The organism is Serratia sp. (in: enterobacteria) (assembly GCF_046715635.1).
In the GTDB taxonomy this organism is placed as follows: Bacteria; Pseudomonadota; Gammaproteobacteria; order Enterobacterales; family Enterobacteriaceae; genus Chania.
Genome location: NZ_JBKJYW010000441.1, coordinates 1 through 11,220 on the forward strand (window position 1 = coordinate 1; position 11,220 = coordinate 11,220).

At 55.7% G+C, this 11,220-nt stretch carries 12 protein-coding genes; 6 read left to right on the forward strand and 6 right to left on the reverse strand.

What is annotated here, in order from left to right:
• The first annotated feature begins 44 nt into the window (after window positions 1–44).
• Window positions 45–581, forward strand: coding sequence for a hypoxanthine phosphoribosyltransferase (gene hpt / locus ACLQ7H_RS23020; protein ID WP_411754674.1), 537 nt, complete (start codon window positions 45–47; stop codon window positions 579–581).
• 166 nt (window positions 582–747) lie between these two features.
• On the opposite strand, the gene can is transcribed toward hpt, so the two are convergent.
• The gene (can, locus tag ACLQ7H_RS23025; protein ID WP_411754667.1) at window positions 748–1,407 is read right to left on the reverse strand and encodes a carbonate dehydratase; all 660 of its coding nucleotides are present in this window, start codon (window positions 1,405–1,407) and stop codon (window positions 748–750) included.
• 389 nt (window positions 1,408–1,796) lie between these two features.
• Here can and ACLQ7H_RS23030 point away from each other — a divergent pair, with 389 nt between their 5' ends.
• The 3 genes from ACLQ7H_RS23030 (at window position 1,797) to ACLQ7H_RS23040 (ending at window position 4,955) form a co-directional block, all read left to right on the forward strand.
• Window positions 1,797–2,720 carry an ABC transporter ATP-binding protein gene (locus tag ACLQ7H_RS23030; RefSeq protein ID WP_024484343.1) on the forward strand — a complete coding sequence of 308 codons (924 nt, stop codon included), beginning with the start codon at window positions 1,797–1,799 and terminating at the stop codon, window positions 2,718–2,720.
• On the forward strand, window positions 2,717–3,487 hold the full coding sequence (locus ACLQ7H_RS23035) for an ABC transporter permease (protein ID WP_024484344.1): 771 nt from the start codon (window positions 2,717–2,719) through the stop codon (window positions 3,485–3,487). The genes ACLQ7H_RS23030 and ACLQ7H_RS23035 overlap by 4 nt, the downstream gene beginning before the upstream one ends.
• Window positions 3,488–3,662: 175 nt before the next feature.
• A complete protein-coding gene (locus ACLQ7H_RS23040) occupies window positions 3,663–4,955 on the forward strand; it encodes a polysaccharide deacetylase family protein (RefSeq protein WP_411754668.1) in 1,293 nt (430 codons plus the stop codon).
• Between the two features lie 338 nt (window positions 4,956–5,293).
• On the opposite strand, the gene panD is transcribed toward ACLQ7H_RS23040, so the two are convergent.
• The 3 genes from panD to panB all read right to left on the reverse strand — a co-directional run bounded on the left by panD (window position 5,294) and on the right by panB (window position 7,538).
• Window positions 5,294–5,674 carry an aspartate 1-decarboxylase gene (gene panD, locus ACLQ7H_RS23045; protein ID WP_174333009.1) on the reverse strand — a complete coding sequence of 127 codons (381 nt, stop codon included), beginning with the start codon at window positions 5,672–5,674 and terminating at the stop codon, window positions 5,294–5,296.
• A 136-nt stretch (window positions 5,675–5,810) separates the two neighbouring features.
• Complete coding sequence (gene panC / locus ACLQ7H_RS23050) at window positions 5,811–6,665, reverse strand: pantoate--beta-alanine ligase (RefSeq protein WP_411754669.1); 855 nt, start codon at window positions 6,663–6,665, stop codon at window positions 5,811–5,813.
• Window positions 6,666–6,743: 78 nt separating this feature from the next.
• On the reverse strand, window positions 6,744–7,538 hold the full coding sequence (panB, locus tag ACLQ7H_RS23055) for a 3-methyl-2-oxobutanoate hydroxymethyltransferase (RefSeq protein ID WP_411754670.1): 795 nt from the start codon (window positions 7,536–7,538) through the stop codon (window positions 6,744–6,746).
• A gap of 162 nt (window positions 7,539–7,700) precedes the next feature.
• On the opposite strand from panB, the gene qseB reads away from it, so the two are divergent.
• Window positions 7,701–8,363 (forward strand): quorum sensing response regulator transcription factor QseB, encoded by a 663-nt coding sequence (gene qseB / locus ACLQ7H_RS23060; RefSeq protein WP_411754671.1) that lies wholly within the window; start codon window positions 7,701–7,703, stop codon window positions 8,361–8,363.
• Window positions 8,360–9,745, forward strand: coding sequence for a quorum sensing histidine kinase QseC (gene qseC, locus ACLQ7H_RS23065; protein ID WP_411754672.1), 1,386 nt, complete (start codon window positions 8,360–8,362; stop codon window positions 9,743–9,745). Before qseB ends, qseC begins: the two co-directional genes overlap by 4 nt.
• Here qseC and folK read toward each other — a convergent pair.
• Window positions 9,730–10,224 (reverse strand): 2-amino-4-hydroxy-6-hydroxymethyldihydropteridine diphosphokinase, encoded by a 495-nt coding sequence (gene folK / locus ACLQ7H_RS23070; RefSeq protein WP_021179739.1) that lies wholly within the window; start codon window positions 10,222–10,224, stop codon window positions 9,730–9,732. The two genes, qseC and folK, sit on opposite strands and share 16 nt — an antisense overlap.
• The coding region (gene pcnB, locus ACLQ7H_RS23075; RefSeq protein WP_411754673.1) for a polynucleotide adenylyltransferase PcnB at window positions 10,224–11,220 on the reverse strand (997 nt) is incomplete at its 5' end. The genes folK and pcnB, both read right to left, overlap by 1 nt.

Below are 11,220 nucleotides of genomic sequence, written 5' to 3' on the forward strand. Positions count from 1 at the left end.
ATGCTAAACTCTGCGCCCTTCTTCCGGCAACTGACCTGAAAACTATGAAACACACTGTAGAAGTAATGATTTCCGAGCAGGAAGTTAAGACCCGTATTGCTGAACTTGGCCGCCAGATCACCGAAGATTACCGCGATAGCGGCAGTGATATGGTGCTGGTCGGGCTGCTGCGCGGCTCTTTCATGTTTATGGCCGATCTGTGCCGCACCATCGAGGTGTCGCATGAGGTCGATTTTATGACCGCTTCCAGCTACGGCAGCGGCATGTCTACCACCCGCGACGTGAAAATCCTCAAAGATCTGGATGAAGACATCCGTGGTAAAGACGTGTTGATCGTTGAAGACATCATCGATTCCGGCAACACCCTGAACAAGGTGCGCGAGATCCTGGCGCTGCGTGGGCCGAAGTCTCTGGCGATCTGTACGCTGCTGGACAAGCCTGAACGCCGTGAGGTTGAAGTGCCGGTGGAATATGTCGGCTTCCCGATCCCGGACGAGTTCGTGGTGGGTTATGGCATCGATTACGCCCAGCGTTATCGCCATCTGCCTTACATCGGCAAAGTGGTGCTGCTGGACGAATAATCCGGCCAGGGTTCAGCAGGGCGCTGAACCCCTATACCCGTCGTCTTTCAAGCTGCAGCGTTGTTACCTGCACTTACCCACCCCAGTCACTTACAATAGTAAGCTCCTGGGGATGAGTAAGCTTGTCGCCTAGCTGCAGCTTGAAATCCATAGGGTATATAAGGCGCTAGAACAGGCCTTTCTCCTGCTTGAGTGTGGCTATCGCTTTGCGGTAGCCCATCTCCAGGCTTTCACGGCTGGTGGCGGTGACTTCCAGATCGTGCAGACGACCGTCCTGGATACCGTACACCCAACCGTGGATCATCACTTTCTGGCCGCGTTTCCAGGCCGATTGCATGATGGTTGAGTGGCCCAGGTTATACACCTGCTCAATCACGTTGATCTCGCATAGCACATCCAGACGTTGTTCCGGTTCCAGTTCGCCGAGCAGGGAACTGTGCTTGTACCACAGATCGCGAATGTGCAGCAGCCAGTTGTTGATCAGCCCCAGTTCCGGGTTTTCTACCGCCGCTTCTACGCCACCGCAGCCCAGGTGACCACAGATAATGATATGTTCCACCTCCAGCACGTCGACGGCATACTGCACCACCGACAGGCAGTTCAAATCGGTATGGATCACCAGATTGGCGACGTTACGGTGAACGAAAAGCTCACCCGGCTCCAGGCCGGTCAGGCGTTCGGCGGGGACGCGGCTGTCTGAGCAGCCGATCCATAAGAATCGCGGTTTTTGCGCTTGAGCCAAACGTTCAAAAAAGCCGGGATCTTCCTGATTGATGTTAGCGGACCAGGCTTGGTTATTGGCGATAAGCCTTTCGATTTCTTGCATGGCGGTTATTGGCCTGTTATGAACGAATTGCGTTGATGTAATATATGGCAAGCGTCACAATTTGGAAATCGGAACAGTTGATCAAATTTATATCCTATGGATTTCAAGCCACAGCTAGGCGACAAGCTATCTCATCCCCAGGAGCTTACGTTTAGTAAGTGACTGGGGTGTGACAAATCTGTCTGGAACAGATTTGAACGCTGTCCACAGCGGCCCCGTAGGGGAGAGGCCCAGGGATGGGCCGAATAGCTGTGCAGGTAACAACGCTGTGGTTTGAAAGACGACGGATATTTGCGCACGGATTCAACTCGGTAATAAGGCCGCTGATGATAAACTCCCTCTTAGACAAGTTCGGCAGCCAACTCCATCACAAGGTACTCTCATAACTTATGAATTATGCACTGGAAATAGCGCAGCTGACCAAAACCTACGCGGGTGGCGTCAAAGCATTGCGCGGTATCAATCTGAACGTGGAGGCGGGGGACTTTTATGCCCTGCTGGGGCCGAACGGCGCCGGGAAATCCACCACCATCGGCATCATCAGTTCCCTGGTCAACAAGACGGCGGGCACGGTGCGAGTGTTCGGTTACGATATCGATAAGGATATCGTTAACGCCAAGCGCCAGCTCGGGCTGGTGCCGCAGGAATTCAACTTTAACCCGTTTGAAACCGTGCTGCAGATTGTGGTCAACCAGGCGGGATATTATGGTGTGGAACGCCGCGAGGCGATGGCGCGGGCAGAAAAGTACCTCAACCAGCTCGATCTCTGGGGTAAACGTAACGAGCGGGCGCGTATGCTGTCTGGCGGGATGAAACGCCGTCTGATGATTGCTCGTGCGCTGATGCATCAGCCCAAACTGCTGATCCTCGACGAACCGACCGCCGGGGTGGATATCGAGCTGCGTCGTTCGATGTGGGGCTTCCTCAAAGAGCTGAACGCCCAGGGCACCACCATTATCCTGACCACGCACTATCTGGAGGAAGCAGAAATGCTGTGCCGCAATATCGGCATCATCCAGAACGGTGAGCTGGTAGAAAATACCTCGATGAAGGGGCTGCTGGCCAAGCTGAAGTCCGAAACCTTCATCCTCGATCTGGCCGCGAAAAGCCCCTTGCCCCATCTTGAGGGCTACCACAGCCGTTTGACGGATACCTCCACGCTGGAAGTGGAAGTGATGCGTGAGCAGGGCTTGAACGGTCTGTTCACCCAACTGAGCGCGCAGGGGATCCAGGTCCTGAGTATGCGTAACAAGGCCAACCGGCTGGAAGAGCTGTTCGTCAACCTGGTGAATGGCAATGGAGAACAAGCATGATGCATTTGTATTGGGTGGCCTTGAAAAGCATCTGGGCCAAAGAGATCAACCGCTTCGCCCGCATCTGGATCCAGACGCTGGTACCGCCAGTGATCACCATGACCCTGTATTTCATCATCTTTGGCAACCTGATTGGGTCGCGTATTGGTGAGATGCATGGTTTTGATTATATGCAGTTTATCGTGCCGGGCCTGATCATGATGGCGGTGATCACCAACTCCTACGCCAACGTGGCGGCGTCTTTCTTCAGTGCCAAGTTCCAACGGAATATTGAAGAGTTGCTGGTGGCACCGGTGCCGACGCACGTGGTGATTGCCGGTTATGTTGGCGGTGGCGTGGCGCGTGGTATCTGTGTGGGGATCCTGGTGACGGTGATCTCGCTGTTCTTCGTTCCCCTGGTGGTCCATTCCTGGTGGGTGATCGCGGTGACGCTGCTGTTGACGGCAATCCTGTTTTCGCTAGGCGGTTTGCTCAATGCCGTCTTTGCCAATACTTTCGACGATATCAGCCTGATCCCGACCTTTGTGCTGACGCCGTTGACCTATCTGGGCGGGGTATTTTACTCGCTGACATTGTTACCTCCGTTCTGGCAGGCGGTCTCCAAACTGAACCCTATCGTTTACATGATCAGCGGTTTCCGCTTCGGTTTCCTGGGCATTTCCGATGTACCGTTAGCGCTGACCATGCTGGTGTTGGTGGCGTTCATTGCGGTGTTCTACGGGCTGGCCTGGTATCTGATCGAGCGTGGCCGCGGTTTGCGTTCCTGATGTCATTTCCCTCCCCCCGTTGCCGGGGGAGGGAGTTTATTGATTTAGCACATACATCACCTAAATCTATAGAATTAAGGCAATAAGCCCTTTCTCCCCGCGATTTAAATCGTGCTATGCTGGCGCTCCACATTTTCTTCATTTTTTCATGACTCACTCGTAAGCAGAACAAACCATGCAGTATCAACATAAGATAGCAGCAGGGCTACTCGGCATATTTATGTTGCTGTTGGCACCGGCGGCGTTGGCGGATTTGCTGTCAGAAGACAGCGCTGTTCAAGCCCAATACATGGAAGTGCAGCGTAACAGTGAGGTTTATTCGTTGATCGGTGAGCATGTGATCCCGGTCGGTGAAGTGAAAAAAGGGCAGCTGATCCAGATGTTCCCGGCAGATGCGGAATATTACGAGCTTAAGTTTGGCTACGGCACCGGCTTTATCGATAAAGACGATGTTCGCACCATCAGTAAGACCCGTAAGGTGAAGGACGATCTGGGGGATCTGAACAAACCGCTGACCAATCAGAACCTCATCACCCAGCGCGCAATTAACGTCTACACGGCGGCGGATAACAAAAGTGAAATCTTTGGCGTACTGGAAGAGAATCTGCGCTATCCGATTATCGGCAAGCTGAAAGATCGGCTGAATAATACCTGGTATGAGATCAATATCGGCGATCGCCTGGGATTTGTCAGCGATCTGGACTGTGAGATCGATAACGGCATTCCAGTGTTGACCTATCACCATCTGCTGAAAAATGAAGAAAACAAACGTTTTCGCAATACCTCAACCACCACCTCGGACGTGGCTTTCAGCAACCAGATGACCTATCTGAAACAGACCGGTTACGACACTATCTCGATGTATCAGCTGGAAGCCTACCTGAATAATCAAATCAACCTGCCAGGGAAAGTGGTGATGCTGACCTTTGATGACGGGTTGAAGTCGGTCTATCGCTATGCGTACCCGGTACTGAAGGATTACGGCTTGCGCGCCACGGCGTTTATCATCTCTTCACGCATTAAGCGTCATCCGCAGAAATGGAATCCGGATTCACTGCAGTTTATGAGTATTGCAGAGCTTAAAGAGATCCAGGATGTGTTTGATATCCAGTCACACACCCATTTCCTACATCGTACCGATGGCAACCGTCGGCCGATCCTGCTCAGCCGTTCACTGCATAATATCGAATTCGATTTTGAGCACTCAAGACGGGCGTTGGAGCAGTTTAATCCGCACGTGTTGTACCTTTCCTATCCGTTTGGCGGCTATAACCAAAAGGCGATCCAGGCGGCAAAAGATGCCGGGTTGCATTTGGCCGTGACGACGGTGCAGGGGAAAGTGAAGCCGGGTGATAATCCCTATACGTTGAAACGGCTGTATATCCTGCGTACCGACTCTATCCCCACTATGGCAGAGCGGATAGCCAACAAGCCTGGTACGTTGCCGGGTGTGACGGTAACAGAATAGCGAGAAGACGGGCGCTGAAGGCGTAATGCTTGTCGGTCAAGGCTCTCAATCACCCCCTCACCCCAACCCTCTCCCACAGGGAGAAGGGGCTAGTCCGGTGTGGTGGTCAGGTACAGAAGCTAATCTGTAACAGGGTTGGTATCGAGGACGAATGCATTAGCCAAGATGTAGCACGTTATTTCCCCTGTGGAAGAGGGAGCTACCCGGAGTGCGTAATTAGCCCGTATAACTTCGTTAAGAAGGGAGAAAAAACAAAAAAAAAGCAAGGTATTACGCAGAGCAATTTACGAACTCGATCGGTTCCCTCTCCCTGTGGGAGAGGGTTAGGGTGAGGGGCATCAGGCAACCTGAACGGGGACGGCTTTCGCCTTGCGTTGCAGGTGGTTTTCACCTTCGAAGTAGGCGACTTTTGGGTGGTGCTGGCGGGCATCGGCATCGCTCATCTGCACGTAAGAACAGATGATCAGTTTGTCACCTACGCAGGCACAGCGGGCGGCGGCGCCGTTGACCGAGATAATGCGCGAACCACGTTCGGCGGCGATGGCATAGGTGGAGAAACGTTGGCCGTTATCCACGTTATAAATATCGATCGCTTCATATTCCAGGATCCCGGCGGCCTCCAGAAAATCCTGGTCAATGGCGCAGGAGCCTTCGTAGTGCAGGTCAGCCTGAGTCACTTTCACCCGATGCAGCTTGCCTTGCAACATAGTACGTATCATAGCGTTACCTAACTGAATATCGGCCTTTTCAGGCGGCTGAAGAAGAACTGCTTCCTTGCACTATTTATCGTCACCGAAAACCCGGCCAGTCTACCGCCAACCGGGTAAAAACGGCAACGACTGTACAACAAATGGCTTATTGCGTCAGATCGACCTGTTGATTATCGATCAGGCGAGCTTTACCCAACCAGGCGGCCATCAGTACCACGGCCCGGCGGCTTTCTATGCCCAGCGGTTGCAGCGTGTCTGCATCGCGAATAAACAGCTCGTCTGGGGTGAAACCTGCTGCGCGCAGCTTCTCGGCTGTCTGTTCCAGCAGCTCTTCAACGTGGCGTTCACCGTTACCGAGCTGTTTTGCCAAGGCGTTCATGATTTTGCTCAACTGCGGCGCGATCTTGCGCTCTTCTGCGGTGAGATAGCCGTTACGGGAGCTTAGCGCCAGCCCGTCTTTGGCCCGCACCGTCGGCACGCCAACAATATCAATGTCATAGCCCATATCCGCCACCATCTTGCGGATCAACGCCAACTGCTGATAATCCTTCTCGCCAAAGCAGGCCAGATCCGGCTGGATCAGATTGAACAGTTTGCTGACGATGGTGGAGACGCCGCGGAAGTGGCCCGGGCGGCTGGCGCCTTCCAGCATAGTGGAGATCACCGGTACGTCGACGCTGGTATGTTCTTCCAGCCCTTTGGGATAAATTTCTGCCGGGGCAGGGGCGAAGACCAACTCGACATTGCGGCGATTGAGCTTCTCGCAGTCTTCCTGCAAGGTGCGTGGATAGCGCTCCAGATCGTCTGCGCGTTCGAACTGCAGCGGGTTAACGAAAATGCTCACTACCACCACGTCGGCGCGGGCGCGGGCTTCTTCGACCAGCGTCATATGACCTTCATGCAGATTGCCCATGGTGGGCACCAGCGCGACGCGTTTGCCTTCTTGCCGCCAGCGGCGGATCTGTTGGCGCAGCAGTGGCAGGGTTTCGATAATTACCATTCCATAACTCCTCAGTGTCCCCCTCGGTGTTTAAACTCCGGGGGATAAGCTAGTTAGCTATCAATCTTGGCCGGTCACTCAACTGAACGAGTGCTCTTCGTCGGGATAAAGACCTTGCTCGACTTCTCGAATATACAGCTGCACGGCGCCGCGAATATCGCCGCCCTGCGCCAGAAAGTTTTTGGCAAATTTAGGGGTATGGCCGCCGGTGATCCCCAAGGCGTCATGCATCACCAGGATCTGACCATCGGTAGCATTACCGGCCCCGATGCCGATCACCGGGATCGACAAGGCTTCCGTGACCTGGCGGGCCAACTCGGTCGGTACGCACTCCAGCACCAGCAGCTGCATACCGGCCAGCTCCAGATTCTGGGCATCGATCAGCAGTTGCTTGGCCGCCAGCTCATCGCGCCCCTGCACCTTGTAGCCGCCAAACACGTTGACGGATTGTGGCGTGAGGCCAAGATGGCCGCAGACGGGGACGGCGCGCTCCGCGAGCATTTTCACCGTTTCGCATAGCCAACTGCCACCTTCTATTTTGACCATGTTGGCCCCGGCGCGCATCACCTCGGCCGCGCTATGGCAGGCCTGCTCTGGCGTGGCGTAACTCATGAAAGGCAGGTCGGCCAACAGTAGGCTGGATGGTGCCCCACGGCGCACCGCGCGGGTATGGTAAGCCACGTCGGCCACGCTTACCGGGAGCGTTGAGTCATGCCCTTGCAGCGTCATGCCCAGCGAGTCGCCGACCAGCAATACTTTAATACCCTGTTCTTCAAACAGCTGTGCAAAGCTGGCATCGTAGGCGGTAATAGTCGCAAACTTGCGCTGCTCTTGCTTCCACTGGCGTAAATGGCTCACGGTGGTAGGTTTCATCACAACGTCTCCTGCAGTAACCGCGCAGCCTGGATTTGTAGCACGGTGGTAAAAAGTGTTGTCATTCTACTGTAACCCTTCCGGGGTGGGTAGCTCAGATGCTGATGGTTAAGATGTTCTTAAGAAGCTTATGATGTAATGGTCTGTCTAGAGGGAGAGCCCATGAGAATTCTGTTGATAGAAGACGACAAACTGATCGGTGATGGTATCAAGGCGGGCTTGACCAAGCTGGGGTTTAACCTTGACTGGTTCACTGATGGCATCGTCGGTAAGAACGCCCTGGGTAGCGCACCCTATGATGCGGTGATCCTCGATCTCAGCTTGCCGGGGTTGGACGGGTTGGATCTGCTGCGCCAGTGGCGTCAGGCCGGGCAGGATGTGCCGGTGTTGATCCTGACCGCGCGTGACGCGTTGGAACAACGTGTCAGCGGGTTGCAAAGCGGAGCCGATGATTACCTGTGCAAGCCTTTTGCCCTGACGGAGGTCGCCGCGCGTTTACAGGCGTTGATCCGCCGCCGCCATGGGCAACTGACGCCTCAACTGGTCCACGGCACGCTGGTGTTTGATGCCGCATCCCGCAGCGTGAGCTGCAACGGTGAGCCCGTGACGTTGACCCCGCGCGAACTGGCGGTGCTGGAACTGTTTCTGCACAACAAGGGGCGCGTGCTGGCACGGCCGCTGATCCAGGAAAAACTGTATAACTGGGATGACGACGTGAGCAGTAATGCGGTTGAGGTCCATATCCATCATCTGCGGCGCAAGCTGGGTAACGGCTTTATCCGCACCGTACATGGCGTGGGCTACACGCTGGGGGATGAGCCGTGAGGTCGCTGAGTTTGCGGTTGCGGCTGATCCTGATCTTCAGCCTGCTGGCATTGCTGACCTGGGGCTCCGCCAGCGTGGTGGCGTGGATGATGACACGCCACAATATCAACGAAGTGTTCGACACCCAACAGATGCTGTTTGCCAAACGGCTGGCGACCGCCGATATGGGGGATCTGCTGGCTAATCAGCAAGTGCGTAGCCTGCCGAAAACCAAGAAGATGCTGAACCACGGTAAACGCGGTGAGCAGGACGATGATGCGTTGGCGTTCGCCATCTTTTCTCACGATGGGCGCATGCTGCTCAACGACGGTGAGAACGGTGAGGATTTCCTGTTTAACGGCGAGCGGCAAGGGTTTGTCGATGGTCAACGCAAAGGAGATAGCGATAGCTGGCGGTTGCTGTGGCTGACCAGCCCGGATGGCCGCTATCGTATCGTGGTCGGCCAGGAATGGGATTATCGCCATGATATGGCGTTGGGGTTGGTGATGGGGCAATTGCTGCCCTGGCTGGTGACATTGCCGATCCTGATGTTGTTGATCGCCCTGATGGTGGGCCGTGAGCTAAGGCCGTTGCGTGAAGTGGCTGCCAGCCTGCGTAAACGAGCCGCAGACGACGCTACGCCGCTGAATGCACATCAGGTACCCAGTGAGGTGCGTCCGCTGGTGGAGGCGCTGAATACGCTGTTTACGCGCATTAATAGCCTGCTGGTGAGTGAGCGGCGGTTTACTTCGGATGCTGCCCATGAGTTACGCAGCCCGTTGGCCGCATTGCGGGTGCAGACCGAGGTGGTGCAACTGGCGGGGGATGATGTGCCCATGCGTGAACATGCGGTGAACAACCTGACGGTGGGTATCGATCGAGCCACGCGCCTGGTGGATCAACTGCTCACCTTGTCCCGGCTGGACTCGCTCGCCGATTTGCACGATCTGACCTTGGTTGATTGGTGCCAACTGGTGCCGATGACCTTGGCGGAGCTGGATCGACAGGCGCATACCTCCGGGATCACGCTGCGTTATCAACAGCAGGGCGAACCCCCTGCATTATCGGGCCAGCAACTGCTGCTATCGCTGTTGGTGCGCAATCTGGTGGACAATGCGGTACGTTACACACCGGCCGGTGGCACGGTAACGGTCACGCTCAGCCAACGGCAACTGACGGTGGAGGACAATGGCCCTGGCGTCACGGCTGAGCATCTGGAAAGACTGGGGGAGCGTTTTTACCGCCCACCGGGGCAGGAACAGATGGGGAGCGGGCTGGGCTTGTCTATTGTACAGCGGATTGCCAGCCTGCACGGACTGCGGGTGAGCTTTGCCAATCGGTCAGAGGGTGGGTTTATCGCGACGCTAACGTTGTCGGGGCGCGGTATTCAGGCTTTGGGTTGATGCCACAGCGTCATGCCGTTTTTTGGCACACGTTGCAAGCACTCCGCCAGGGTTTCACCATCAGGGAACACCAGGTCCGGAGCGATATCGGCCAGCGGGTAAAGCATAAATTCACGTTGTTTCAGGCCGTAATGGGGCACGGTGAGACGCTCGGTGTCGATCACCAGATCGCCGTACAGCATCATATCCAGATCCAGCGTGCGAGGGCCCCAACGCTCATCTTTGCGCACTCGGCCCTGATTACGTTCTATCGCCTGGGTGTGATCGAGCAGCTGTTCCGGTGGCAACTGGGTATCCAGTGCCACCACCGCGTTGAGATAATCCGGCTGGTTCTGTGGCCCCAGCGGTTTGGTGCGGTACAGCGGTGAACACACGATCAGACGGGTGCGTGGAATATGCTCCAACGCCTCCAGCGCGGTATTCACCTGTTGCAAAGGTTGCGCCAGATTGCTGCCCAGCGCGATATAAACGCGGATCATTATGCTCCTTCGTTATTCGGAGTCCTGCGGCGTGGGCGGCGCTGACGTGCCCGACGCGGTGCCGGATCTTCGCCTAGCGTGCTCAACATGTTTTTCTGGCGGGCCGCGGTGGCCACCTGGAACTCATCCCACCATTCGGCAAGACGCAGCATCTCCGGGTTGTTTTCCACTTCGGCACGCAGTGCCAGCAAATCATACGCCGCACGGAATTTAGGGTGTTCCATCAGCTTGTGCGCACGCTTGCCCTGACGACGGGACAGGCGTAACTGTAGTTGCCAGATGTCACGTACCAGTGTAGTGATTCGCTTGGGGATTGCCAGTGAACGGCACTCTTCGTCCAGCACGTCGTTCATGGCCAGCGCAAAGGCGTCGTAATAGGCCAGGCCGCTTTCCTGCGCCAGTTTCTGTGCATGCTCCAGCAGCGGATACCACAGCATGGCGGCAAACAGGAACGCTGGGTTGACGCGCTTGTCGTTCTGCAGGCGGTGATCGGTATTTTTCAGTACCTGCACCAGAATGCGTTCCATCGGCGTATCGTGATTCGGTGTGAAATTGCGTGCGATCAATGGGAATAGCGGTTGGAACAACTGATATTCACACAGCTTCAGGTAGGTCTGGTAACCGTAACCCGCTTGCAGCAGCTTCAGCGCCTCTTCAAACAGGCGAGCCGGTGGGATTTCGTGCAGCAGCGAGGCCAGGCGCGGGATGGGCTCTGCGGTTTCTTCGCTGATGGTCATATCCAGCTTGGCGGCAAAGCGTACCGCGCGCAGCATCCGCACCGGATCTTCGCGGTAGCGGGTTTCCGGATCGCCGATCAGGCGGATCACACCCTGTTGCAGATCGCGCAGGCCCCCAACGTAATCACGCAGGGCAAAGTCGGCTACGCCATAATACAGGCTGTTGATGGTAAAATCGCGGCGCTGGGCATCGTCTTCGATGGTACCGAAGATGTTATCGCGCAGCAGCATGCCGTTCTGGGCCTGCTGAGAGGAGTTC